The sequence below is a fragment of the Amorphus sp. MBR-141 genome (genome assembly GCF_053628695.1).
This window is the reverse complement of sequence record NZ_JBRJGW010000015.1, coordinates 121734-146852: the sequence shown is the minus strand read 5'-3', so window position 1 is coordinate 146852 and position 25119 is coordinate 121734. Positions and strand designations below refer to the sequence as shown.

General features: G+C 68.5%; 24 protein-coding genes and 1 pseudogene. 10 read left to right on the top strand and 15 right to left on the bottom strand.

Going from position 1 to position 25119, the window contains the following annotated elements; all coding sequences use genetic code 11:
- Positions 1-46: 46 nt before the first annotated feature.
- The 5 genes from ACSSVZ_RS19315 to ccmA all read right to left on the bottom strand — a co-directional run bounded on the left by ACSSVZ_RS19315 (position 47) and on the right by ccmA (position 3072).
- Positions 47-709 carry a DsbE family thiol:disulfide interchange protein gene (locus ACSSVZ_RS19315; RefSeq protein ID WP_453972367.1) on the bottom strand — a complete coding sequence of 221 codons (663 nt, stop codon included), beginning with the start codon at positions 707-709 and terminating at the stop codon, positions 47-49.
- A complete protein-coding gene (gene ccmD / locus ACSSVZ_RS19310) occupies positions 706-882 on the bottom strand; it encodes a heme exporter protein CcmD (protein ID WP_453972366.1) in 177 nt (58 codons plus the stop codon). The genes ACSSVZ_RS19315 and ccmD overlap by 4 nt, the downstream gene beginning before the upstream one ends.
- Positions 882-1658, bottom strand: coding sequence for a heme ABC transporter permease (locus ACSSVZ_RS19305; RefSeq protein ID WP_453972365.1), 777 nt, complete (start codon positions 1656-1658; stop codon positions 882-884). Before ACSSVZ_RS19305 ends, ccmD begins: the two co-directional genes overlap by 1 nt.
- Positions 1659-1801: 143 nt before the next feature.
- The gene (gene ccmB, locus ACSSVZ_RS19300; protein ID WP_453972364.1) at positions 1802-2470 is read right to left on the bottom strand and encodes a heme exporter protein CcmB; all 669 of its coding nucleotides are present in this window, start codon (positions 2468-2470) and stop codon (positions 1802-1804) included.
- Positions 2470-3072, bottom strand: coding sequence for a heme ABC exporter ATP-binding protein CcmA (ccmA, locus tag ACSSVZ_RS19295; protein ID WP_453972394.1), 603 nt, complete (start codon positions 3070-3072; stop codon positions 2470-2472). The genes ccmB and ccmA overlap by 1 nt, the downstream gene beginning before the upstream one ends.
- A 327-nt stretch (positions 3073-3399) precedes the next feature.
- Here ccmA and acnA point away from each other — a divergent pair, with 327 nt between their 5' ends.
- The 3 genes from acnA (at position 3400) to thpR (ending at position 7956) form a co-directional block, all read left to right on the top strand.
- Complete coding sequence (acnA, locus tag ACSSVZ_RS19290; RefSeq protein ID WP_453972363.1) at positions 3400-6099, top strand: aconitate hydratase AcnA; 2700 nt, start codon at positions 3400-3402, stop codon at positions 6097-6099.
- 167 nt (positions 6100-6266) lie between these two features.
- Positions 6267-7076, top strand: a complete 810-nt coding sequence (locus tag ACSSVZ_RS19285; protein WP_453972362.1) for a Bax inhibitor-1/YccA family protein — start codon at positions 6267-6269, stop codon at positions 7074-7076.
- Positions 7077-7410: 334 nt separating this feature from the next.
- On the top strand, positions 7411-7956 hold the full coding sequence (gene thpR / locus ACSSVZ_RS19280) for an RNA 2',3'-cyclic phosphodiesterase (protein ID WP_453972361.1): 546 nt from the start codon (positions 7411-7413) through the stop codon (positions 7954-7956).
- An 87-nt stretch (positions 7957-8043) separates the two neighbouring features.
- Here the strand turns inward: thpR and ACSSVZ_RS19275 are convergent, their stop codons facing one another.
- The 3 genes from ACSSVZ_RS19275 to ACSSVZ_RS19265 all read right to left on the bottom strand — a co-directional run bounded on the left by ACSSVZ_RS19275 (position 8044) and on the right by ACSSVZ_RS19265 (position 10560).
- On the bottom strand, positions 8044-8733 hold the full coding sequence (locus ACSSVZ_RS19275) for an extensin-like domain-containing protein (RefSeq protein WP_453972360.1): 690 nt from the start codon (positions 8731-8733) through the stop codon (positions 8044-8046).
- A 79-nt stretch (positions 8734-8812) separates the two neighbouring features.
- Positions 8813-9910, bottom strand: a complete 1098-nt coding sequence (locus tag ACSSVZ_RS19270; protein ID WP_453972359.1) for a nickel/cobalt transporter — start codon at positions 9908-9910, stop codon at positions 8813-8815.
- The gene (locus ACSSVZ_RS19265; protein ID WP_453972358.1) at positions 9907-10560 is read right to left on the bottom strand and encodes a DUF1007 family protein; all 654 of its coding nucleotides are present in this window, start codon (positions 10558-10560) and stop codon (positions 9907-9909) included. The genes ACSSVZ_RS19270 and ACSSVZ_RS19265 overlap by 4 nt, the downstream gene beginning before the upstream one ends.
- 251 nt (positions 10561-10811) lie before the next feature.
- On the opposite strand from ACSSVZ_RS19265, the gene ACSSVZ_RS19260 reads away from it, so the two are divergent.
- Positions 10812-11885, top strand: coding sequence for a Glu/Leu/Phe/Val family dehydrogenase (locus ACSSVZ_RS19260; RefSeq protein WP_453972357.1), 1074 nt, complete (start codon positions 10812-10814; stop codon positions 11883-11885).
- A gap of 16 nt (positions 11886-11901) precedes the next feature.
- Here ACSSVZ_RS19260 and ACSSVZ_RS19255 read toward each other — a convergent pair whose 3' ends face one another.
- The 4 genes and pseudogenes from ACSSVZ_RS19255 to ACSSVZ_RS19240 form a co-directional block, all read right to left on the bottom strand.
- Entirely contained in the window at positions 11902-12795 is an 894-nt protein-coding gene (locus ACSSVZ_RS19255) for a LysR family transcriptional regulator (RefSeq protein ID WP_453972356.1), read from the bottom strand.
- A gap of 332 nt (positions 12796-13127) precedes the next feature.
- Positions 13128-14255, bottom strand: a pseudogene (locus ACSSVZ_RS19250) (MFS transporter); the annotation flags it as partial.
- 32 nt (positions 14256-14287) lie between these two features.
- Positions 14288-14695 carry a (R)-mandelonitrile lyase gene (locus ACSSVZ_RS19245; protein ID WP_453972355.1) on the bottom strand — a complete coding sequence of 136 codons (408 nt, stop codon included), beginning with the start codon at positions 14693-14695 and terminating at the stop codon, positions 14288-14290.
- 3 nt (positions 14696-14698) lie between these two features.
- Positions 14699-15949, bottom strand: a complete 1251-nt coding sequence (locus tag ACSSVZ_RS19240; RefSeq protein WP_453972354.1) for a lytic murein transglycosylase — start codon at positions 15947-15949, stop codon at positions 14699-14701.
- Between the two features lie 185 nt (positions 15950-16134).
- Here ACSSVZ_RS19240 and ACSSVZ_RS19235 point away from each other — a divergent pair, with 185 nt between their 5' ends.
- Positions 16135-16482 (top strand): DUF6665 family protein, encoded by a 348-nt coding sequence (locus ACSSVZ_RS19235; RefSeq protein ID WP_453972353.1) that lies wholly within the window; start codon positions 16135-16137, stop codon positions 16480-16482.
- On the opposite strand, the gene ACSSVZ_RS19230 is transcribed toward ACSSVZ_RS19235, so the two are convergent.
- From ACSSVZ_RS19230 to ACSSVZ_RS19220, 3 genes are all read right to left on the bottom strand, one after another.
- Positions 16476-17831, bottom strand: a complete 1356-nt coding sequence (locus ACSSVZ_RS19230) for a TRAP transporter large permease (RefSeq protein ID WP_453972352.1) — start codon at positions 17829-17831, stop codon at positions 16476-16478. The two genes, ACSSVZ_RS19235 and ACSSVZ_RS19230, sit on opposite strands and share 7 nt — an antisense overlap.
- A 42-nt stretch (positions 17832-17873) precedes the next feature.
- Positions 17874-18473, bottom strand: a complete 600-nt coding sequence (locus ACSSVZ_RS19225; protein ID WP_453972351.1) for a TRAP transporter small permease subunit — start codon at positions 18471-18473, stop codon at positions 17874-17876.
- 122 nt (positions 18474-18595) lie between these two features.
- The gene (locus ACSSVZ_RS19220) at positions 18596-19699 is read right to left on the bottom strand and encodes a TRAP transporter substrate-binding protein (protein WP_453972350.1); all 1104 of its coding nucleotides are present in this window, start codon (positions 19697-19699) and stop codon (positions 18596-18598) included.
- A gap of 492 nt (positions 19700-20191) precedes the next feature.
- Here ACSSVZ_RS19220 and ACSSVZ_RS19215 point away from each other — a divergent pair, with 492 nt between their 5' ends.
- The 5 genes from ACSSVZ_RS19215 to ACSSVZ_RS19195 all read left to right on the top strand — a co-directional run bounded on the left by ACSSVZ_RS19215 (position 20192) and on the right by ACSSVZ_RS19195 (position 25073).
- Positions 20192-21070, top strand: a complete 879-nt coding sequence (locus ACSSVZ_RS19215) for an FCD domain-containing protein (RefSeq protein ID WP_453972393.1) — start codon at positions 20192-20194, stop codon at positions 21068-21070.
- On the top strand, positions 21067-21861 hold the full coding sequence (locus tag ACSSVZ_RS19210; protein WP_453972349.1) for a (Fe-S)-binding protein: 795 nt from the start codon (positions 21067-21069) through the stop codon (positions 21859-21861). The genes ACSSVZ_RS19215 and ACSSVZ_RS19210 overlap by 4 nt, the downstream gene beginning before the upstream one ends.
- A gap of 3 nt (positions 21862-21864) precedes the next feature.
- Positions 21865-23283, top strand: coding sequence for a LutB/LldF family L-lactate oxidation iron-sulfur protein (locus ACSSVZ_RS19205; protein ID WP_453972348.1), 1419 nt, complete (start codon positions 21865-21867; stop codon positions 23281-23283).
- Positions 23280-23951 carry a LutC/YkgG family protein gene (locus tag ACSSVZ_RS19200; protein WP_453972347.1) on the top strand — a complete coding sequence of 224 codons (672 nt, stop codon included), beginning with the start codon at positions 23280-23282 and terminating at the stop codon, positions 23949-23951. The genes ACSSVZ_RS19205 and ACSSVZ_RS19200 overlap by 4 nt, the downstream gene beginning before the upstream one ends.
- 315 nt (positions 23952-24266) lie before the next feature.
- Positions 24267-25073 (top strand): DUF1194 domain-containing protein, encoded by an 807-nt coding sequence (locus tag ACSSVZ_RS19195; protein ID WP_453972346.1) that lies wholly within the window; start codon positions 24267-24269, stop codon positions 25071-25073.
- Positions 25074-25119: the final 46 nt, after the last annotated feature.

Sequence of the window (25119 nt, the reverse complement as noted above, 5' to 3'; positions counted from 1 at the left end):
ACGGTGGACGCGCCGAAAGATCAACCGCCCGCGTCCCGCCGCCGCGTCAGGAGGCGTCCGCCCTGGCAGCGGCCAATGCCTCGCCGAACGGGCCGGCGATGGCCTCCTCGGTCAGCGGACCGACGAACTTGTAGCGGATCCGCCCATCCGGACCGACGATGAAGGTCTCCGGAACGCCGTAGACCCCCCATTCGATGGCGGCCCTGCCATCGACGTCCGCCCCGACCGCGTCGAACGGCAGCCCGAAGGTACCGAGAAAGCGCAGGGCATTCTCCGGCTGGTCCTTGTAGTCGATGCCGACCATGCGCGCCCCGCCCTCGGCCTTCAGCTGCATCAGCAGCGGATGCTCGACCCGGCAGGGCGCGCACCAGGACGCGAAGACGTTGACGATCGTGACCCTGCCGGCGAAGTCCGCCGGATCGAGGCCGGGCACCGGGACGCCGTCCACGGTCAGGCCTGGCAGGGCCGGGAGCGCCGTCTGGGGCGCCGGCTTGTCGATCAGGGCTGAGGGAATTTTCGAGGGATCGCCGCCCGAGACCAGCTGCATCAGGAAGACCCCCGCCAGCGCCAGGAACAGCACCAGCGGCAGCAGCACGACCCACAGCCGCCGGGGCTTCTGCGCTTCGTGCTCGTCCGTCGGGCCATGCAGCCCCGCCGGCGGATCGGCGAGGCCGGCCGGCGTACCGCCGTTCTTCTCCACCGAGGTCATGACGCGGCGTCCGGCTGGCGGCGGCGGCCGCCATAGCCGCGGCTTTCCAGACGTGCCAGCTGGCGCTTGAGGCGGCGACCATCCCCGACGATCCAGGCGATCAACACCGCGAGGACGACGATGGTCACCGCATAGGCGGCCACGATGAAGCCGAGATGATCGATCCCCGCCATCAGCCTTCTCCCCGGCGGCCTTCATAGGCCGCCCGCATGCCGATGGCGCGAATGCGCCGGCGCAGGATCTCGTTCTTCATCGCCATCAAATGCAGCACGCCGAACAGCCCCATGAACGCCACCGCCATGACCAGTAGCGGGATCAGCATGGTGACGTAGATCGTCGGGCCGTCGAAGCGGAACACGCTCGCCGCCTGGTGCAGCGTGTACCACCAGTCGACGGAGAACTTGATGATCGGGATGTTGATGACCCCCACCAGGATGAGGATCGCGGCGACGCGGCCGGCGCGGATCGGGTCCTCGATCGTGTGCCAGAGCGCGATCAGGCCGAGATACATGAGGAACAGCACCAGCATCGACGTCAGCCGCGCATCCCACACCCACCAGGCGCCCCACATGGGCCGGCCCCACAGCGAGCCGGTGACCAGGCAGATGAGCGTGAAGGCGGCGCCGATCGGGGCGGCGGCACGCGCCGCCACGTCGCCCAGCGGGTGCTTCCAGACCAGGCTGCCGAGCGCCGCCGATGCCATCACCACGTAGCAGAACATGCCGATCCATGCGGCCGGCACGTGCACGAACATGATCCGCACGGTCTCGCCCTGCTGATAGTCGGCCGGCGCCATGAAGAAGGCGAGCGGGATGCCGACCGCGAACAGGACGAGCGTGAGCCCGACGAGCCAGGGCAGCACGCGATCGACGATCGCCACGAAGCGGGTCGGATTGGCGAGCGACTGCAGGGTCGACTGGGAGGTGGCGGAAACGTTGGCCAACTTCATCTCTCGGTTTGTTCAGCGCAGCAGGTGCGACTTTGCCCGGGTGGCGTCAAGTCCGCCGAAACACGCACGTCAGTTTGCCGGTGCCGGATCGCGGCGCAAGCGACGCACCGTCACATGCCCGCGATCAGGATCCGCCCCCAGCGTCAGCCCTCCGACTGGCGCAGCGCCGCGGCCGCGGCGATCGGCCCGGTCACCCCGGCGACCAGCGTGATCGCCGCCAGGATCAGGAGCGGCGACAGGAACGGCGCCGGATCGGTCACCGCGCCCAGCACCGCGCCGACCCCGAAGACCAGCGTCGGCACGGCCAGCGGCAGCACGAGGATGGCGATCAGCACGCCGCCCCGCCTGAGCGAGACGGTGAGCGCCGCGCCGATGGTGCCGATGAGGGTCAGCGCCGGCGTGCCCACCAGCAGCGTCAGCGTCACCGCCCCGATCGCGGTCGCGTCCATGTTCAGGAGCAGCCCCATGAACGGCGCGGCGATCACCAGCGGCAGGCTGGTCGAGACCCAGTGGGCCGCCGCCTTCACCAGCACCACGAGTTCCAGCGCATGGCCGCCGGTCAGCAGCACGTCGATGGTGCCGTCCTCCTGGTCGACCTGGAACATCCGGTCGAGGCCGAGGAGCGTTGCCAGCAGCGCGCCGATCCACAGGACCGCCGGACCGATGCGGGCCAGCAACGGCAGGTCGGGGCCAATCGAGAACGGCATCAGCGTGACGACGGCCAGGAAGAACAGCACCCCCATCGGCGCCCCTCCGCCGGCCTTCACCGACAGCCGGACGTCGCGGGCGAACAGGGCGGCGAGCGCGCGCATCACGGCCTCTCCGCGGCGATCGGAAACGGCGCCAGCCGCGCCACCGCGAGCGGACTGTGGGTCGCCGCCACGATGATGCCGCCGGCGTCGAGATGCGCATCCATCACGCCCGCGAACCGGGCTTCCGATCCGGCGTCGAGGGCCACCGTCGGTTCGTCGAGCAACCAGACGGCGCGCGGCGCGGCCAGCAGCCGCGACAGCGCCAGGCGCCGCCGCTGGCCGGCGGACAGGAACAGGGCGGGCAGATCGAACAAATGGTCGAGCCCGAAGGCGGCCAGCGCCTCCTCCAGGATGTCGGGATCGGGATCGCCGCCCAGCCAGCGCGCCCAGAACGCCATGTTCGCGCCGACGGTCTCCTGGGTTTTCACCGCGTCCAGGTGACCGACATAGTGAACGTGCACCGTGGCTGGCACCTCCGGATCGGCGCCGGCGAGCGTCACCGCCCCCTCGGCCGGCTTCAACAACCCGGCGAGCACGCGCAGCAACGTCGATTTTCCGGTCCCGTTGGGGCCGGTTACCGCAATGCCGGCCCCCGCCGAAACGGATCCGGAGACGCCCGACAGCACCCGCCGTCCGCCGCGGTCGACGGCAAGGTCGCGGATCTCGAGCCGATCGATCGGCGCAAATGTGGGGATCGCGGAAATGTCGGAAGTCCCGGTCTGAGGGTCACGAGGCCATCGTGGACGGACAATGCCCCCGTCGTGGCGGCGTCTGCAACGCTTGCCGATCTAGAACCGGTCTACAAAATTGGGTATACGGCAGGCAACTGGCGGTCGGCGCCCTCCCCTCTTGCGGCGCTTTCGGCCCGAGTGCGCCTCCGATCGCCCCTCCGGGCCGGTCCATCGGGCGGCGCTTTTTCTTTCCGCGACGGCGGCGCGCGTCAGGTGACGCGATCGCGACCGACAGAACGCAAACCGAAGGTAAGTCCAGTGACCGCTTCCTCTCTCGACAGCTTCAAATCCCGCAAAGACCTCAAGGTCGGCAACCGCAGCTATGTCTACTACAGCCTGCCGGACGCCGCGAAAGGCGGGCTGGACGACATCGAGAAGCTCCCCTTCTCGCTGAAGGTGCTTCTGGAGAACCTGCTGCGCTACGAGGACGGCCGGACCGTCAGCGCCGACGACATCAAGGCGATGCCGGGCTGGCTGAAGGAAAAGCGGTCGTCGCGCGAGATCGCCTTCCGCCCGACCCGCGTGCTGATGCAGGACTTCACCGGCGTCCCCGCGGTGGTCGACCTGGCCGCCATGCGTGACGCCGCCAAGAACCTCGGCACCGACCCGACGAAGATCAACCCGCTGGTGCCGGTCGACCTGGTCATCGACCATTCGGTGATGGTCGACGCCTTCGGCAACGCGATGGCGTTCGAGACCAACGTCGAGCGCGAATACGAGCGCAACAACGAGCGCTACGAGTTCCTGAAATGGGGCCAGGGCGGCTTCGACAACTTCCGCGTGGTGCCCCCCGGAACCGGCATCTGCCACCAGGTCAACCTGGAATATCTCGGCCAGACCGTCTGGTCGCGCAAGGACGGCGACGATGAGATCGCCTATCCGGACTCCCTCGTCGGCACCGATTCGCATACCACGATGATCAACGGCCTCGCCGTGCTCGGCTGGGGCGTCGGCGGCATCGAGGCCGAGGCCGCGATGCTCGGGCAGCCGATCTCCATGCTCATCCCCGAGGTCATCGGCTTCAAGCTGACCGGCACCCTCAACGAAGGCGTGACCGCCACCGACCTCGTGCTCACCGTCACCCAGATGCTCCGCAAGAAGGGCGTCGTCGGCAAGTTCGTCGAGTTCTACGGCCCGGGCCTCTCCTCGATGAGCCTCGAGGATCGCGCCACGATCGCCAACATGGCGCCGGAATACGGCGCGACCTGCGGCTTCTTCCCGATCGACGACGAGACGCTGAACTACCTGCGCTCCACCGGCCGCGATCCGGGCCGCGTCGAGCTCGTCGAGGCCTACGCCAAGGCCCAGGGCATGTTCCGCACCAACGACACGCCGGACCCGGTGTTCACCGACACCCTCGGCCTCGACCTCGGCGACGTCGTACCGTCGATCGCCGGACCGAAGCGCCCGCAGGACCGCGTCACCCTGACCGATGCCAAATCGGCCTTCGAGACCGCGATGGGGACGGAATGGAACAAGGCCGAGGAGATCGGCCAGCGCGTGCCGGTTCCGGGTCGCGACCACGACCTCGGCCACGGCGACGTCGTCATCGCCGCCATCACCTCGTGCACCAACACCTCCAATCCGAGCGTGATGGTCGCCGCCGGCCTCGTCGCCCGCAACGCGATCGCCAAGGGCCTGACCGTTAAGCCGTGGGTGAAGACCTCGCTTGCCCCCGGTTCCAAGATCGTCACCGACTATCTCGCCAAGGCGAACCTGCAGGACGATCTCGACGCGCTGGGCTTCAATCTGGTCGGCTACGGCTGCACCACCTGCATCGGCAACTCCGGTCCGCTGCCGGAGGAGATTTCCAAGGCCGTCGCCGACGGCGACCTGGTCGCCTGCTCGGTGCTGTCGGGCAACCGCAACTTCGAAGGCCGCGTGAACCCGGACGTGCGGGCGAACTATCTCGCCTCGCCGCCGCTGGTCGTCGCCTACGCCATCGCCGGCTCGCTGTTCGTCGACATCACCAAGGATGCGCTGGGCACCGACAAGGACGGCAAGCCGGTCTACCTGAAGGACATCTGGCCGTCCTCCAAGGAGATCGCCGACATCGTCCGTACCGACATCAACGCCGAGATGTTCGCCGATCGCTACGGCGACGTCTTCAAGGGCGACGAGCACTGGCAGTCGATCAAGGTGGAGGGCGGATCGCTCACCTACGCCTGGAACGGCAAGTCCACCTACGTTCAGAACCCGCCCTATTTCGAGGGCATGTCGATGACCCCGGATGCGGTCAAGGACATCGAGAACGCCCGCGTGCTGGGCCTGTTCGGCGATTCCATCACCACCGACCACATCTCGCCGGCCGGTTCGATCAAGAAGGACTCGCCCGCCGGCCGCTACCTGTCGGAGCACGGCGTCGAGACCATCGACTTCAACTCCTACGGCTCGCGCCGCGGCAACCACGAAGTCATGATGCGCGGCACCTTCGCCAACATCCGCATCAAGAACCAGATGGTGCCGGGCGTCGAAGGCGGCGTGACGGTCCACCACCCGTCGGGCGATCAGCTGGCGATCTACGATGCGGCCATGCGCTATGCGGAGGAGAACGTCCCGCTCGTCGTGCTGGCCGGCAAGGAATACGGCACCGGCTCGTCGCGCGACTGGGCGGCGAAGGGCACGCGCCTGCTTGGCGTGCGCGCCGTCATCGCCGAATCCTTCGAGCGCATCCACCGCTCGAACCTGGTCGGGATGGGCGTGCTGCCGCTGGTCTTCAACAACGAAGGCGACAGCTGGAAGAGCCTCGGCCTGACGGGTGACGAGACCGTGTCGATCACCGGCCTTGCCGGCGGCCTCAAGCCGCGCGCGGTGCTCACCGCCCACATCACCAAGTCCGACGGTGAGACCCTCGAGGTGCCGCTGCTGTGCCGGATCGACACCGCCGACGAGCTCGACTATTTCGAGAACGGCGGCATCCTGCACTACGTGCTGCGCAATCTCGCTCGCGCCGCCTGATCACGGATGCGTCATTCGGGGCCCTAGCGGCCCCGAATTCCGCTCAAGCGTGACGTTTTGCGTCTTGTCGGGGGCAACCACTCCAACCATATTCGCCATGGAGGGGGGAGTGATCCGATGACGGGCCGCTGCCCTCCACTCGTATAGAAGACGTGGAGAGGAATTGGATGTCGACCTTCGACCGGAATGCTTACGCGCGGTCTCAGGGCTACGCCGCCGGCCGCGCCGAGGCCGGCGTCATTGACCAGGGCCTGCGGTCCTACATGCTCAAAGTCTACAACCTGATGGCTGTAGGCCTGCTCGTGACTGGTCTCGTGGCACTCGGAACCGCCTACCTCGCGATCACCGGCGATGCCGGGTCCGCCGCCCAGATGACGGGTGGCCAGGTCGCGCAGCTCGGCCAAGGCATGTATCTGACGAGCTTCGGGCTCGCGATCTACGCCTCGCCGCTGAAATGGCTCATCATGCTCGCGCCGCTCGGAATGGTGTTCTTCCTGAGCTTCCGCGTCCAGCACATGAGCGTCTCGTCCGCACAGCTTGCGTTCTGGGTGTTCGCCGCCCTGATGGGCCTGTCGCTCTCCTCGATCTTCCTGGTCTTCACCGGCCAGTCGATCGCCCGGGTGTTCTTCATCACCGCAGCCTCGTTCGGTGCGCTGAGCCTCTACGGCTATACGACCAAGAAGGACCTCTCCGGCTGGGGCTCCTTCCTGTTCATGGGCCTGATCGGCATCATCATCGCCTCGGTGGTCAACATCTTCGTCGGGTCGAGCGCCCTGCAGTTCGCCATCTCGGTGATCGGCGTGCTGGTGTTCGCGGGCCTCACCGCCTACGACACGCAGCAGATCAAGGAGATGTACTACGCGGGCGACGACAGCTCGGTCTCCGGCAAGAAGGCGATCATGGGCGCCCTGCGGCTGTACCTCGACTTCATCAACCTGTTCATGATGCTGCTGCAGCTGTTCGGGAACCGGAACTGATCCGCCTTCCGACCTGAAACTCCCTTTCGAAAGGCGCGGCCTCTTGCCGCGCCTTTTGCTTGTCTGGCCGGTGGCTCCTCTTCCGGTCGGAGGAAACAGCTCCCCGATGCGGGCTGGCACCTGACGGCCGATCGACCAGCGCTTGCAGGCTGGCGCCCGGATCATTTTAGGTAGGTGGACGCTCGCGGCACCCGTGATGCATAGGTCCCACACCTCACGTCCTCGGCTGTGAGCGGCGGCCCATGCGCCTTGCGCTCGGACGCGCTGTCCTCAACACTTGATGAAGGTGCCGAATCAGTCGGTGCCGCGACCACAAGCGGGGAGATTTTCACCCATGCCACGCTTGTTCACGGGGCTCGAAATCCCGCCGGACGTCCGCATGAGGCTTTCTCAGTTGCGCGGGGGTCTGCGCTCCGCGCGGTGGATCGACGCCGCGAACTACCACATCACCCTCCGCTTCATCGGCGACATCGACGACCGCACGGCCGACGAGGTCGCGGCAATGCTGGACAGCGTCCGGCGCACGGAGGTGAACATCCGCCTCTCGGGGCTGGGCGCCTTCGGGTCGCGCAAGCCGCACTCGATCTGGGCGCGCGTCGAGCCGAACCCCGCCCTGCTGGAGCTCCAGGCCGAGCAGGAGCGGCTCCTGCAGCGCATCGGCCTGCCGGCGGAGGGCCGCAAGTTCACCCCGCATGTCACCATCGCGCGCGTGAAGGGCGCCTCCTCGCGCGAAGTCGCGACCTGGCTGTCGCTGCGGGGCGACTTCCAGGTTCCCACCTTCACGGCGTCGCGCTTCGTGCTGTTCTCGTCACGGGCCTCGATGGGCGGCGGCCCCTACCTCGTCGAGGAAGGCTACCCGCTGATGCAGGCGGCCGCCTGACGGCGGTGCGCCTGCGCCGACCGCGCGCCGGCGGCCTTGCCGCCAAGGCAGGGCCGCGAGGGCGAGGTCGCTTTCCCGGTCTTCGCTCTACTCGCAGTGGTGGTAGCTGCCGTCCTTGTTGTGGCGGGCAAGATCGAGATGCAGGTGGTCGGTATGGTGCCGGTCGCCGTCGGGACCGATCACCGTGGTGAACTCCTTGCAGGCGTCGCCGTGCACCGTTCTCAGGAAGATCGCGTCCGAGCCTTCGCTCTTCCACCCGTCCTTGACGGTGATCGTGCGCCCGTCGGCAAGCTGGAACGACGAGACGTCGATGGCGTTCGCGAAGGAATGCTCCGACAGCCGCGCGCCGCGCCTGTTGTTGCGCGTGCGGCAGCCGTAGGACGCCGCGACGTGAACCTCGGTCACCGGCGAGCCGAACAGCGCGGTGGCGATCGGCTGGACCGAGCCGGCAATCCAGCGGTCGACGGCCGGGATCATCGGGCAGGCAAGCGTCGCCGAGGGCGACAGGCCCACCGCGCCATCCTGTGCGGCCGAGACCTTGAACGGATGATCGGCCCCGCACGCGCCGACGCGAATCCGCGGACGCTCCTCCACGTAGGCGGACGGCGTGACCCGGCCGGCCTTCAGGCAGTTGCGCTCGGCGATGGACCGCCACGCCTCCCGCTTTTCGCCGTATTGCGGCCCGCGCGAGCAGCCGGCGACGATCGCAGCCAGCGCGGCGATCGCGATGACGGCCGTGGCGCAGGTCTTCCAGTGGATCGAGACGCGTGTGTTCATGCCCGCAGGAGACCGCGTGCGGGCAAACATCGGCCTAAGAGGGCTGGTTAACGGGGGCCTAACGCGCCTGACAGGGCCGTCAGGCCATCGAGAGCGTCGCTCCCAGCAGAAGCGCGCCGAGCACCAGCACCATCACCGCGGCTCCCGCCTCGATGCCCGCATGGACGCGGGCGGCAAGCCGCGAATCCGGCCCCGACAGGCGCACCGCCAGCCCCTTGGCACCCACCGCCGCAAGCGCCAGCACCGAGACCGTCACCGCGGTGCCGAGCCCCATCGCGTAGGCCGACAGGATGCCCGCCATCGGCAAACCCTGGGCAAGCGCGAACACCAGCACGATCACCGCGCCGGTGCAGGGGCGCAGCCCGATCGACAGCACCGCCGCCGCCATTTCGCGTGCCGTTCCGGCCTCCGCCACCATCGCCGGATCAAGCGCATGCACATGACCGCAGCCACAGGCCTCGGCTTCCCCGTGGTGGTGATGATGGTGGTGATCGTGGTGATGGGGACCGTCGCGAGCGGCGTGAGCCTCGTGATGCGCATGCACCGGAGGCATCGCGTCCGCTGCCAGCGCCGCCGAAAGCGGCCCCGCGGCCACGATGCCGTGCGCAGGACGCCGGCGCCGTGCAAGCGGCAGGACGATCTTGCGCCAGACGAGGACGGCGCCAAGTGCGGTGACGAGGCTGTAGGCGGCGATCTCGATGGTCTCGACCGAGCGCGACAGCGCGATGCTCGACAGATTCAGCACCAGCGCGCCCACCAGCACCAGCACGACGGCCGTCGTCGCCTGAACCGCGGAGGCCGCGAACGACAGGCCGAGGGCGCGCTTTGCCGTCGCCTCGTTGGCCATCATGTACGAGGAGATCACCGCCTTGCCATGGCCCGGTCCCACCGCGTGGAAGACGCCGTAGCCGAAGGACAGCGCGATCAGCAGCCACGGCGCCGCGCCACTCGCCTTCATCTCGGCGATGGAATCCGTCAGCAGGCGGTAGAAGCTCGTCTGCCATGCCGCGACCCAGGCGAAAACCGGCCCCAGCGGACCGGACATCGGCGCCGCCGTCGGCTCGGGCGCCCCCACCCCGAACGGCCCCCCCGCCGCCATCGCGGGCGCCAGCAGCGCCACCAGCACCAGGGCGGCGGCGAGTGTGGTCCCGGCCGCGCGGGCGCCGCGCGCGCTCACGGGCATGCCACCAGCGCCGTGTTGGCAAGGTCGTCGATCGCCTGCAGGAAGCTGTCGGGCACCTTCCGCTGGTCGGCCGGAATGGTTGCCAGCTGGGCCGCGGTGAAAGGGTCCAGCTCGCCGGCCAGCTGGACCTTGATCGTGCAGCCCGGCGGCGCGTTCACCAGCCCGAACGGCTCGTCCTTCACCATCTCGAAAGCGACGAAGTATTCCGGATCGTAGACGTCGACGGTGACGGTCGTACCGTCCACGGCGACCGGCTCGATCAGCGGCAGGGCGAAGAAAAGCGTCAGCCGGCCACCGCTGTAGTCGAGCCAGTAGTCCTTGGCCTCGCCGAACGGGAGCTGCACGCCGTCGCGGGTGAGCCAGGTGAAGTTGCTGTACTCCTTCAGCGACTCGACGTTGACCTGGGCGAGCTCGCGCAATTCGTCCTGGGAGAGGTTGCCGTCGCCGTTGGCGTCGAGCCCCTGCACCGCGAAGGCCGAGAACGGGCCGTCGAACCGCCAGGCATGCTGGACGCCGGTGAGCTTGCCCGAACCGTCGAAATCGAGCTCGCTCTTCGCCTCGACGAAGACGTGCGGATGGGCCTCGGCGGTCTGGATGGCGCCGGCCAGCATCAGCAGCGCTGCAATCAGACGGGGAACGGCCATGCGCATCCAGTGTTGTCCTCGGTCGAAACTCGCCTTCCAGTGCCCTTTCTAGCGCGGAGAATGGCGGGAGAAAGACTGATCCGCACCCGGGCAGCGGAAACACGGAAATATCATCCGAAAAAGCGACACCACCAGGATCATTTATCCGGCGATTGCGGCCTCCGCCGGAGAATCGATGAGGATATCCCGCATTTTCGCACCAAAATAATCCCTTGAGGGGCAGCCTGCAGCAGATCGAGGGAGTAGACGGTATGAGCGCGCACGAGACAACCGGCGCGGTGTTCGACGATCCGGCGTTCGACGACCACGAACAGGTGGTGTTCTGCCGCGACGCGGCCAGCGGGCTCAGGGCGATCATCGCGATCCACGATACCCGGCTCGGCCCGGCCCTCGGCGGCTGCCGGATGTGGGACTACGGCAGCCCGGCCGAGGCCGTTACCGACGCGCTGAGGCTGTCGCGGGGCATGACCTACAAGAATGCCCTCGCCGGTCTCGACCTCGGTGGCGGCAAGGCAGTGATTCTGGGTGATTCCCGGCGCGACAAGTCGCCCGCGCTGATGGCCGCCTTCGGCCGCCACGTCGAGGCGCTGGGCGGACGCTACATCACCGCCGAGGACGTCGGCATTTCCACCGACGACATCGAGCAGGCGGCCCGCGTGACCGCGCACGCGCGCGGAACCGCCGCGACCGGCCTCGGCGACCCGTCGCCCTACACCGCGCTCGGCGTCTATCACGGCATCAAGGCCGCCCTCCTCCACCGGTTCGGTTCCGATGAGCTCGCAGGCCGCCGCGTCGTCATCCAGGGGCTCGGCCACGTCGGCTGGGATCTCGCCGGACGCCTGGCGCGCGAGGGCGCGCATCTCGTCGTGGCCGATATCCGCCCGGACAGCGTTGCAGCCGCCGTGGACAGCTTCGCCGCCCAGGCCGCCGATCCGGAAGAGGCCTGCCGCATCGAGGCCGACGTGTTCGCGCCGTGTGCGCTTGGGGCCGGGCTGAACGAGACCACCATCCCCGCTCTCGGCGCGCCGATCGTCGCGGGGGCGGCGAACAACCAGTTGGCCACCGAGGAGGACGGCCGCCGCCTCGTGGAGCGCGGCATCCTCTATGCGCCGGACTACGCCATCAACGCCGGCGGCGTGATCTCGATCGCGCTGGCCAGACCCGGCGGCTCCGACGACGCCGTCGTGGAGCGGGTGACCGCGATCGGCAGGACGCTCGCCGCGATCTTTGCGCGGGCCGAGCGCGAGAAGCGGCCGACCGGCGAGATTGCCGACGCGATGGCCCGCGACCGGCTCGATCGGGCGGTGACGCACAAGGCGGCCTGACTCCCGGTCCGGGCAATCAGCCGCCGATCGCCTCGAGGTTGGCGGGCTCGGCGAACCAGGCCGCCAGGTGGTCGACGAAGGTCCGCACCTTGGCGGAGAGATGCCGGCGGTGCGGGTAGACGGCATAGATCGCCGCCCCGTCGCAGGCGAAGTCGTCGAGCACGACCTCGAGGGCACCGCTCAGGATCTCCTCGCGCGCGACGGCGTAGGGCAGCATCGCGTAGCCGATCCCCTCGAGCGCCGCCATCTTGACCGCCGTCGGGCTGTTGGCCTCCACTCTCCCCTTCACCGGCACGGTCTGGCGCACGCCGTCGACCACGAAGCCCCAGTTGGCCCGCCAGCGGGCGTTGCTGTCGATCACGCACGGCAGATCCGAGAGTTCTCCCGGCTGTAGGGGCCGGCCGCTTGCCGCGATCCGGCCCGGGCTTGCCGCAACCACCATCCGCAACGGTGCCAGCCGGCGCGCGATCAGGCTGGAATCGGCCAGTTCGGACACCCGCACCGCGACATCGAAGCCCTCCTCCACCAGGTCGACGAATCGGTCTTCCAGGTGCAGGTCGAGCTTGATCTGAGACGAATCGCGGACGAACGCCATGATCGCCGCCATGATCGGCCCCTCGCCCAGGGTGCGCGGTCCGGCCACCCGCAGCACGCCGCGCACCTCCAGGTGCGTGTCCTGCACCGAGGCTTCCAGATCGGCGATACGCTGCAGGATCTCGACCGCCTCGCGGTAGTAGGCCTGTCCGGCTTCCGTCAGCGACAGCGTGCGCGTCGTGCGGTTGAGCAGCCGCGCGCCCAGCCGGTCCTCCAGCTCCGCGACGTACTTCGACAGGATCGCCTTGGAGCGTCCCTCCTTGCGCCCGGCGGCCGAGAAGCCCCCCGCATCGACCACCGCCACGTAGGCAGACATCCGAGACAGCGTGTCCAAACCGTTTCTCCCGCGTTTGCCCTCACATCGTTCACGAAAGTGAAACGACACGCCAATTCAATCGAAATTGCGTGACCGATGAAACACGCCAACCCGAGGGATGCGCAGCAATGCGGTCCCGGCGGGTCCATCGACCGTCGGGCGGGTCGGGACGACCCGCCGGCCGTCAGCTCCGTTTGACAGGGGGCTTCGAGAACCCGCGCGGTCAGCGCGCCGATCGCACCGAGGACCGCGAACCCGGCGAGCAGCCAGGCCGGAGGCATCACGCTGCCGGTCGATCCGATCAGGTAGGTTGCGGTGACCGGCGTCAGCCCGCCGACGATCGCGAAGGCGAGATTGTAGACGAAGGCGATGCCCGTGTAGCGCACGTCGGTGGGGAAGATCGCCGTCAGCACCGCCGGACCAATGCCCCAGGCGAACGCGGCGATAACCGAGATGACCGCCAGGGCCGGCAGTGCGCTCGCCTCGCCGGCCCCGATCCAAACATAGATCGGGATGGCGGAGCCGGCGAGCAGCAGCGCCGCAAGGGTGGCCGGCCATTTCAAGCCGAAGCGATCGGCGAGGTGACCCGCCACCGGCATCGGCAGCGAAAACAGCACGATCGCGACCAGCCCCGCCGTCGCCGCCGTGTCCGTTCCGTATTTCAGGAACTGGGTCAGGTAGCTGTTCATGAACAGATACAGCAGCGACACCGTGGCGGCGCCCAGGCTGGTCACCAGAAGGCCGGTGACGATGGCGCGCGGATGCCCCTTGAGGAGCTCCAGGATCGGCAGGGCATGGGTTCGGTCCTGCATGGCCTGGAAGGCCGGGCTCTCGGAGAGAAGCTGGCGCAGGAAGAATCCGGAGAGCGCGATGCCCCCGCCGATCAGAAACGCGATGCGCCAGCCGACCGACGTCACCTCGCCCGGCGACATGGTGTTCTGGATCGTCCACTGCACCGCCTGCGCGAGCACCAGCCCGACGTTGATCATCAGGAACAGCGTGCCGCAGGCAAAGCCACGACGCTCTGGCATCGTCTCGGTGATCAGCGTCATCGCGCCGGGAATCTCGCCGCCAAGGCACAGGCCCTGCACCAGACGCAGGCCGACGAACATCGCCGTAGCCGTCACGCCCCACGCGGCATGGCCGGGCAGCAGCGCCATCAGGATGGTCGCACCGGCCATGCCGACGATGGAAAGCCGAAGCATCGCCTTGCGGCCATAGCGATCGCCGAAGTGGGAAAACAGGAGCCCGCCGAGTGGCCGCACGAGGTAGCCGGCCGCGAAGACCCCGAACGCCGCCAGCAGCCGCGCATGGGCGTCGCCGCCCGGAAAGAACACCATGCCGATCGTATTCGCGAACACGGCGTAGATGACGAAGTCGTAGAACTCCAGGCCGCCACCAAGGCTGCCGAGCGCCAGCGCCCGATTGCGCTCGCGCGGCGTCACCGTCGCAGTTGCCATGTCTTCAGCCCCCCAGAGCCGCGTGAGTGACCTCAGTCCTCAGGGTCCGCGCCGTAGTCGGCATCGGACACCGGCTCTGCCCAGTCCGCGGCCTCGCCGTCCTTGGCCTCCTGAATGGCGATGTGGCTCATGCCTGCGTCCGGGGCAGCCCCGTGCCAGTGCCGTTCGCCCGGTGCGAACCAGATGGAATCGCCCGGCCGGATGACCCGGACAGGCCCGCCGTCGGACTGGCAGCGCCCGACGCCGGAGGCAACGAACAGCGTCTGCCCCAGGGGGTGGGTGTGCCAGTTGGTGCGCGCCCCCGGCGCAAAGGTGACGAGCAGTGCCCGCACCCGTCCCGGTTCGGGCGCGTTGGCAATCGGGTCCTGCCAGACGGTGCCGGTGAAATAGTCGGCGGAAGGCACCACGGAAGCCGCGGCGCCTGCACGGTTGATCTTCATCGTCTAGTCCTTCTGTCGCGTGAACGGCCGCAGGAACCCCGGCACCTTGAAGCCGGAGCCGGCCGCACCCTGACCTCCCAACGCCTCGTAGATCTTGCGTCCGGCCCGGCCGGTCTGCTCCATCCCGTAGTGCGCCTCGGCCCGAACGATCGCCGCCTGAGTCGAGGGACCGACCTTGCCATCCGGCTTGCCGGCATCAAAGCCCTTGGCGTTCAGCAGTTTCTGCAGCTCCAGCCGTTCGGCGCGCGACAGTCCCGGATCGTCGGTCGGCCATGGCGTGCGGAACGCCGGATAGCCGGCGATGCGGTCGGCCAGATGGGAGATCGCCAGCGCATAGGATTCGGCCAGGTTGTAGGAATAGATCGCATTGAAGTTCCGGAACACCAGGAACCCCGGCCCGCCGGGTCCGGCCGGCAGCAGCAGCCCGGCCGAGCCGCCCCCGGAGATCGGCCGGCCGTCGGCCCGCACCACGCCGCGCGCGCCCCAGCTGGACAGCGACGCCGTCCGCGTCCGGCCGGAAGGCCCCGAATAGCTGGCCGGCACCTTGACCTCGATCATCCACGGTTCGCCCGGCTGCCATCCGGCCTTGCGCAGGAAGTTCGCCGTCGAGCCGAGCGCATCCGGCACCGAGCGGACCAGGTCGCGCCGGCCGTCGCCGTCGAAATCGACCGCCAGGCGCTTGTAGGTGGACGGAATGAACTGGGTCTGGCCGAAGGCGCCGGCCCAGGAGCCCACCAGTTCGTCCAGCTCCAGGTCGCCGCCCTGCACCAGCGACAGCGCCGAGATCATCTCGCCGCGCCAGAAGTCGGCGCGCCGCCCGCCCTCGCAGGCGAGGTTCGCCAGCGCGTGCGGCAGAAAGAACTCGCCCACGGTCTGGCCGTAGTCGGTCTCCACGCCCCACACCGCCACCACCACGTGGCGGTCGACGCCGTAGGTCTTCTCGACCTGGCGCAGGACGCGGTCGTACTTGCGCAGCATCTGCTTGCCGTCCTCGACGCGCTTTTCGTCGACCAGGAAGGCCATGTAGTCCCAGATCGGCGTCTTGAACTCGGGCTGGGAGCGCGAGAAGCGAATCACGTCCGGATCGGGCTTCGCACCGTCGAGGGCGCGCGCCGCCAGTTGCGGGCTGATGCCGGCGCGCACGGCCGCCTGCTTCAGGCCCGCCACGCAGGAAGCAAAGCTTGCCTGGGCAGGTTCGATCGTCAGCGCGAGGGCGCCGACAAGACCGAGAAAGGCCGGCAGATAAGTCCGCATCGCAAAGTTCCCCTGTCGGTGCGTCGTCCTGGATGACGGTCGCAGACAAGGATAGGGTCGAAGGATGAGAATTCCATCAACGCGGGGCGCCGGCCGATCCACGCCGGTGCGCGGCCCTTGCGCAGCGCTCAGCGACCCCACACCTTGATCGCGTGATCCGAGGTCCGTCAGCCGAAAGGCCCGCCATGTCCGTCCGGCCACCGAAGGCGTTCGCCCCCAAATCCCAGACGACGGCGTTCGAGGAGGCGCTCGACCACGAGATCCGCGGCGAGATGGCGGGCACCCACGGCCGCCTTCTGCGGGTGCTGGAAAAGCGTCTGGCGGCGCTGGCGGCGTTTGACGCCGAGGTCCCGGACGCCAGCCAGGTCGAGCGTGATCCGATCGTCGCCGCCGCCGGCGAGGCGCTCTGGCACATCGTCGTGCAGCGCGAGCTGATGGGCCTGCGCCGCCCCAAGGCCTTCATGGACGAATACGGCGTGCCGCCGGAGGTCAGGCTGCGGATGGGCATCCGTCCGAAGCCGGCGGCTCAGTAGGCCTGCGCCGGCAGCCACAGGACGATCTGCGGGTAGGCGAACACCAGCCCCAGCGCGATCAGCTGCAGGATCACGAACGGGATCACGCCCTTGTAGACGTCGATGGTCGTCACTTCCGGCGGCGCCGCCCCCTTCAGGTAGAACAGCGAGAAGCCGACCGGCGGCGTCAGGAACGACGTCTGCAGCGCCACCGCGAACATCACCGTGAACCAGACCGGGTCGAAGCCCAGCGCGATGATCACCGGCGCCATCAGCGGCAGGAAGATCAGCGTGATCTCCAGCCAGTCGAGGAAGAAGCCCATCAGGAACGCCAGTCCGAGCACGAAGATGACGATGCCGCTCGGCCCGAACGGCAGCGACGACAGGATGTGCTCGATGAACTGGTCGCCGCCGAGCGACCGCATCACCAGGGCGAACGCGGTGGCGCCCAGGAAGATGCCGAAGATGAACGCCGTGGTGTAGGTCGTCTCGTAGCTGACCTCCCTGAGCACCTTCAGCGTCAGCCGGCCGTTGACCAGCGCCAGGACAGTCGCGCCGAACGCGCCGATGCCGGCCGCCTCCGTCGGTGTCGCGACGCCGAAGAAGATCGTCCCGAGCACCGCGAAGATCAGGATCAGCGGCGGCAGCACCGAAATGAGCGTGCGCACGACGACGGCGAAGCTGAGCGGCTCCAGATGGGTGGGTGCCGGCGCCGCCTTCGGATTCACCGCGGCGACGACCAGCACGTAGACGATGTAGAGGACGCCGAGGATGAGCCCCGGCATCACCGCGCCGAGAAACAGGTCGCCCACCGACAGCGACAGCTGGTCGGCCATGATGACCAGCATGATCGACGGCGGAATGAGGATGCCGAGCGTGCCGGACGAGGCCAGCACGCCGGCCGCCAGGCTCTTGGAGTAGCCCTGCTCCAGCATGATCGGCATGGCCAGCACGGTGAGCAGCACCACCGAGGCCCCGACGATGCCGGTGGAGGCGGCGAACAGGATGCCGATCAGGATCGCCGCGATGGCGAGGCCGCCGCGGAACCGGCCGAACACCTGCACGAAGTTCTTCATCAGGGATTCCGCCAGCCCCGACCGCTCCAGCATCAGCCCCATGAAGATGAACATGGGCAGCGCCGTAAGCACCCAGTTTTCCATCAGGTTCCAGGTCCGGTTCACGACGATCGCGAAGTCGGACCAGGAATCCAGGAAGTAGGTGTCGATGCCGAAATACTCGGGCCCGGCGATGCCGACCAGCGTGAAGGCGAGCGCCAGGCCCGCCAGGATCCACGCGATCGGGAACCCCGTCATGAGCAGGACGATGAACGAGACCAGAAGGCAGATGACGATGATTTCGTAGGATTCCATGGCGCCTATCGTGCTTCGGCAGGGCGCGGCTCCAGCCGGTGGCTAGAGCTCGCGCGGGGGCAGCGGGCGTGGAAAGCGGAACAGGTACGACGTGACCCGCGACAGCCGGGAAAGCGCGGCCACGGCGACCAGCGCGAAGGCGATGACGATGACCGACTTCAGCGCCCAGCGGTGGCTGAGCCCGCCGGGAGCGACCGACACCTCGCCGAGATCCCAGGCGCGCATGACGAACGGCACCGCCTCGATGGTGACGAGGATGGAGAACGGCAGCAGGAACAGGAGCAGGCCGAGGAACTCGACCCACGCCCTCCAGCGGACGCTCATCCGCTCGGCGAGCACGTCGACGCGGACGTGGCGGTCGCCGACGACGGCGAACGACAGCCCCATCATGAAGCCGATGGCATAGACGTGCCATTGCAGCTCCTCGAAGATGATCAGGCCTTCGTTGAAGACGTAGCGCAGGATCACGTTGACCAGGATGATCGCGATCAGCACCACCCACAGCCAGGAGATGGCGCGGCCGATGAAGTTGACGGCGGCGTCGAGCGCCCGCGACAGGCGGGTCTCGGGCAGAGGGATGGCCACCGAACCATGCTCGGCGGCCTCCACGGCCTGAAGGAGGCGGTCGTGTGCGTCGGTCACGAGAGATTTCCCGGCGAGATCAACCCGTCGTCAGGCGGGGCGCCCGGCGGCGGAACCATTGATCGAGAAAAAGGGCACGTCCCCTGCGCCGGCACAGGCGCAGGGGACGCCGAGCTTCGACGCTAGTTCGCGGCCGGCTCGACCGGCCAGTCCCGCGGCAGGTAGCCGAGGTTGTGCCAGTCCTTGTTCTCCTTCTGGAAGGCGAGCTGGGACTCGTAGACCTTCTTGAACATCTCGTCCTTCGCCGATTCTTCCGCGAAGACCTCTTCGGAGGCGACCTGCAGGGCCTCGAGGACGTCCTTCGGCAGCTGCACCGCCGTCACGCCGAGCTCGTTCTGGAAGCGGCTGAGCACCGCGCCCTGCAACGCCTCCGCCTTGGCGATCGCGTGCGCCACGCCGGCCACGCAGCCGGTCTCGATGATCGCCTGCTGGGTGGCGTCGAGCCCGTTCCAGGCGTCGAGGTTCACGTAGAGGTACTGGCTCGTCGACGGCTGATGCCAGCCCGGAAGGTGGTAGAACTTCGCCACCTTGTAGAAGCCGAGCTGCTCGTCGACGGTCGGCAGCGAGAACTCGGTGCCGTCCAGGACGCCCTTTTCAAGCGCCTGGTAGAGCTCGCCGCCCGGCAGCACCGTGACCGAGGCCCCGACCTTCTCCATCACCTTGCCGCCAAGGCCGGCGGCACGGAACTTGAGGCCCTTCACCTGGTCGAGGCTCTTGATCTCGAAGGTGAACCAGCCGGCCGCTTCCGGCGCGATGGTGCCGCAGAAGATCGGATAGACGTTGTGCGGCTTGTAGAGCTCCTTCACGAGCTCGTCTCCGCCGCCGAAATAGATCCAGGCGGCGTACTGGTCGGGCTCCAGGCCGAACGGGCGCGCGCCGAACAGCGCCGATGCCGGCACCTTGCCCTGCTCGTAGCCCATCCAGGCGTAGCCCGCCTCGACCTTGCCTTCCGAGACGGCGTCGAAGATCTCGAGCGCCGGCACCAGCTTGCCCGGCTCGAACACCTCCAGCTTGATCGTCCCGCCGCTCATCTTGTCGATCTGGTCGGCCACCCAGGGGGCGGTATCGCCGAGCGCCGTCAGCGTCGAGGCGAACGACATCGGCATCGGCCAGCGGACCCGGTCGGCGGCATCCACTCCGGTCGCGGCCGCAAGGACCCCGCCCACCCCGACGACCGCTGCGAACGCGCAAGCGCCCGCGCTTCGAATTCCCTTTGCAACGTGCATGCTGTTTCTCTCCCTTGGATGCTTTTTGCTTTTTCTTGGGAGACGCCCGACGCGCCGACCGGGCAGGTTGGTCCCGCCTCAGGCCGCCGATGCCCCCCGGGCAACGCAAGGGTGTGTCGCCCCCGCGCAGCCCCTGGTCGGAATGGTTCGCCGGACCGACCACCGGAGTCAAGCGCTGTATCGCTGAGCGGGATGCCGGCGCCTCTGGCGCGCCCGAAACTCCGGGTGCGCCTGGACATCGCTCCCTCTTCAACCGACGGGAAACGCAAGCGTTTTGACCCGCAGGGGCGACTTCTGCCTTTGCGCCCCTTGCGTGCATCGCGCCGAAGCGGCCGGCACGCGGCCGGGCTGGAACCGAAATCCTCGGCCACCCCAATGGACAAGATCGTTGACCTCTCGCGTGGGCACCGCATACTTCGGCGATCGAATGGATCCCAGCCGGGAGCGGATCGTCCGCGCGCGCCGGCACAAGAACAAGAACCGTTGTCGGCCATGGTATTCGACCGGATCGTGCACAACCGCACCGCGGACGCGATCGTTCACCAGATCGAGGAACTGATCCTTCAGGGCGTGCTGAGGACCGGAGACCGCCTGCCGTCCGAACGCGACCTGGCCAAGACGCTGGATGTCTCCCGGCCGATTCTCCGCCAGGCCCTGAAGACGCTGGAGGAACGCGACCTGATCGTCGCCCGCCACGGCGGCGGAACCTTCGTGGCCGACGTGATCGGCACCGTCTTCTCCGAGCCGATCGTGCGGCTGTTCGAGCGGCACCCGTCGGCCGTGTTCGACTATCTCGACTTCCGCTGCGAGATCGAGCAGGTGACCTCGGCGCTCGCCGCCGCGCGTGCCACCGCCGCCGACCGCGAGATCCTGACCCACCTCATCGAGAAGATGCAGGCCGCCCACGAGAGCGGCGCCTTCGACGAGGAAGCCGAGATCGACGTCGAGTTCCACCATGCGATCGGCGAGGCGGCCCACAACATCGTGCTGCTGCACACGCTGCGCGGCTGCTACCGGCTGCTGGCCGACGGCGTGTTCTTCAGCCGCGCCCGCCTCTACCAGAGCGCCGAGGCCCGCGACCGGCTGATCGAACAGCACCGCGCCATCTACACCGCCATCATGGCCGGCGATCCGGACGCGGCCCGCCTCGCGGCGCGCGGCCACATCAGCTATGTCGAAGGCACCCTGCGCGAGATCCAGCGGGTCGGCGCCTGGGAAGAGGTCGCCGAGCGCCGCCTGTCCCGCCTCACCCCGAAGTCTGCGGCACGCAAGCCCGCGTCGACCGGACCGGCCAAGACCGGAACCCGGGCACGCCGCGGCCCGCCCGCCGCGGCCCCTGTCCCCACCCCGGCCGGGGGATCATCCGAATGAGCAATCCCGAGACACCCCAAGACCCTCGCGGGCCGATCCGGGTCGGACTGTTCGTCACCTGCCTCGTCGATCTTTTCCGTCCGCAGGTTGGCTTTGCCACGGTGAAGCTGCTGGAGAATGCCGGCTGCACCGTCGAGGTCCCCGACGTCCAGACCTGCTGCGGTCAGCCGGCGTACAACTCCGGCGACCGCGCCTCCACCGCCGCGATCGCCCGCCAGGTGATCGCGGCGTTCGAGACGTTCGACTACGTGGTGGCGCCGTCCGGCTCCTGTGCCGGCATGATCTCGCGCCACTACACCGATCTCTTCGCCCGCGATCCGGAGTGGCACGGCCGCGCCGAGGCGCTGGCGGCGCGCACCTTCGAGCTGGTCAGCTTCCTCGTCGACGTGCTCGGCGTGGAGACGGTCGATGCCCGCTTCGACGGCAGCGTCACCTACCACGACTCCTGTTCCGGCCTGCGCGAGCTCGCCATCAAGGCGCAGCCGCGCAAGCTGCTCGCCTCCGTCGGCGGGCTCAGCCTCGCCGAGATGGAGGACGCCGAGGTCTGTTGTGGGTTCGGCGGCACCTTCTGCGTCAAGTATCCGGACATCTCCAACGAGATGGCCAGCCGCAAGTGCACCGCCATCGGCGCATCCGGCGGGCAGACGGTCCTCGCCGGCGATCTCGGCTGCCTGATGAACATCGCCGGCAAGCTGTCGCGCGACGGCTCGCCGGTGGCCGTCCGCCATGTCGCCGAGGTGCTGGCCGGAATGGCCGACGAGCCGGCGATCGCGGCGGCCAGGAAAGGCTAGCCGATGGACATCACCTCCCCCGCCTTCAAGCAAAATGCCAGCCGCGCGATCAACGACCCGCAGCTGCAGCGCGCGCTCGGCAACATCAGCGATGGCTTCGTCCAGAAGCGCCGGGTCGCCGCCGATGCGTTGCCCGAGTTCGAGGCGCTGCGCGACGAGGCGCGCGCCATCAAGGACCACACCATCGCCCACCTCGACCTCTATCTTGAGGCGTTCTGCGACAAGGTCGAGGCGCTCGGCGGCAAGGTGCATTTTGCCGAGACCGCCTATGACGCCCGCCGCGCCGTGCTCGACATCTGCCGCGAGTACGAGGCGAAGACGGTCACCAAGGGCAAGTCCATGGTGAGCGAGGAAATCGAGCTCAACCGCTACCTGACGAAGAAGGGCATCGAGCCGGTCGAGACCGATCTCGGCGAATACATCCTGCAGATTCGCGACGAGGCGCCGAGCCACATCATCGCGCCGGCGATCCATCTCAACCGCGACCAGATCGAAGCCGACTTCCGCCGCGTCCACAGGCATCTGCCGAGCGAGCGCGACCTGCGCGAGCCGTCGGCCCTGCTGGGCGAGGCGCGCACGATCCTGCGCCGGAAGTTCCTCACCGCCGATGTCGGCGTCACCGGCGCCAACTTCCTGGTGGCCGAGACCGGGTCGGCCGTCATCGTCACCAACGAAGGCAACGCCGACCTCACGATGTCGCTGCCGCGGGCGCACATCGTCGTCACCTCGATCGAAAAGATCGTGCCGACCCTGGAGGACGCAGCCACCCTGCTCAGGGTGCTGGCGCGTTCGGCCACCGGCCAGGACATGTCGGTCTACACCACGCTTGCCACCGGCCCGCGCCGCGACGGCGACCCGGATGGTCCGCAAGGCTTCCACGTTGTGCTCGTCGACAACGGCCGCTCCGGGATGATCGGCACGGACTTCCAGGAGATGCTGCGCTGCATCCGCTGCGGCGCCTGCATGAACCATTGTCCGGTCTATCAGGCCGTCGGCGGCCACGCCTACGGGTGGGTCTATCCCGGCCCGCTGGGAGCAGTGCTGACCCCCTCCCTCGTCGGCGTCGACCAGGCCGGCCAGCTTCCCAATGCCTCGACCTTCTGCGGCCGCTGCGAGAGCGTCTGCCCGGTGCGCATCCCGCTGCCGAAGCTGATGCGCCATTGGCGCGAGGACGAGTTCGCCCGCCACCTGCAGCCCCGCACGGCGCGATACGGGATCGGCGCGTGGGCCTTCTTCGCCCGCCGTCCGCGCGCCTACCGGCTGGTCAGCGCGCTTGCCGCCCGCACCCTGTCCATGGTCGGCGGGACGCGCGGCCGCCTCACCCGGCTGCCGTTCGCCGGCGTCTGGACCCGTCACCGCGATCTGCCTGCCCCGGCGCCGCGAACCTTCTTGGCGGAATGGAAGGCGAGGCGCCGGCCATGAAGGCGCGCGAGCAAATCATCGGCAAGATCCAGCGCGCGCTCGACGTCGATCCCAACCAGGACGAGGCCCGGCGCCGGACCGTCGCCGAACGCCTCGCGGCCCACGGCCGCCACACCATTCCGGCCCGCGGCCGGCTTGGCGGCGCGGAGCGCGTCGCGCTGTTCTGCCGGATGATCGAGGCCGTTGCCGGCACCACCGAGCGTGTCGCCGCCCGCGCCGAGGTGCCCGTGGCCCTCGCCCGCCGGCTCGACCGCCGGAACCTGCCGCCGGTGATCCGCCGCGGCGCCGACCCGCGCTTCGACGAGATGGCCTGGGACCGTGCGCCCTCCCTCGAGGTTCGCCTCGGCCCCTCCGAAGACGGCGACATGGCGGGCGTCGTCTACGCCTTTGCCGGCATCGCCGAGACCGGAACCTCGGTGGCGCTCTCCGGCGCCGACAATCCGACCACCGTGTCGTTCCTCCCCGAGGAGGCGATCATCCTCGTCGACGCCGACAGCGTTGCCGGCGACATGGAAACCGTCCTCGCGGCCCTGCGCACCCGCTTCGGCAACGACCTGCCGCGCACGGTGAACTTCATCACCGGCCCCTCCCGCTCCGCCGACATCGGCCAGACGCTGCTGCTGGGTGCGCACGGCCCGCGGGCGCTGCACGTCATCGTCGTCGGCTGACCGCCGGTCCGTCAATGGGAACCGGTCTGCGCCTTTCTGCGCCACACGCGCCTTGCGCAGAATGAGCATCGGCGGATGCGAGCTTTTTCGCCCAATTCCACTCTAAGCTACTAGAATCGAAACCATTTTCTGAGGTCAGGTCGTTCAGCCCTGCGCGCCGTGTGCGTGGCTCTCCGGCGCCCTCGATATGCACACAGTGCGCACAAACACGTGAACGCACAACGTGCGCTTTTCCTTGGTCAAACCCGACGAATCATGCTCATCTAGTGCATTGAGTGCGCATAACCTGAAAAGGGGATGAGTATGAGGTGCAGCTTGCGACGCCGCGGCGCGGAAATTTTCCTCGCCTCCGCCCTCTCCGCGCTCGCCTTCGCCCCACCCGCCGCTGCCGGCGAGGAAGTCGATGTCGAGCTCGTGCTCGCCGTCGACGTCTCCCGCTCCATGGCGATGGCCGAGCAGGTCATCCAGCGCCGCGGCTACGTCGAGGCCATCCGCTCGCCGGAGTTTCTCCAGGCGGTTCAGTCCGGCTTCATCGGCCGCGTCGCGCTGACCTACGTCGAGTGGGGCACCGCCGGCGACGAGCGCATCCTGATCGACTGGCAGGCGATCGACGACGCGGCCTCGGCCGAAGCCTTCGCGAAAGCCCTCGAGGACGCTCCGATCCGCGGCGAGACCCGCACCTCGATTTCCGAAGCGGTGATGTTCGCGGTCGACCGCATCGACACCAACGCTTTCGACGGCCTGCGGCGCGTCATCGACGTGTCCGGCGACGGCCCCAACGATCACGGACGGCCGGTGACCCAGGCCCGCGAGCTGGCGGTTTCGCGCGGCGTCACCATCAACGGGCTGCCCATCATTCTCGACGAACACGGCGAGCGCTGGTCGGTGGTCGAGGACCTCGAGACCTATTACAGCGAATGCGTGATCGGCGGCGTCGGGGCCTTCCAGATCCCGATCCGCGCCCGCCAGGACTTCGCCGCCGCGATCCGCCGCAAGATGGTTCTGGAAATCGTCGGCGTGGAGCCGGAGCCCCGCGCGCGGGTGACGGCGGCGTCCGCGCCCGGCGCCAACGACGGCGGCGACCTCTGCACCATCGGCGAGCGGGTCACGGCCCGGCGCTGACCGTGCCGGTTTTCCGCGCCGCCGCCGCCGCCCTTCCGACCGCCGC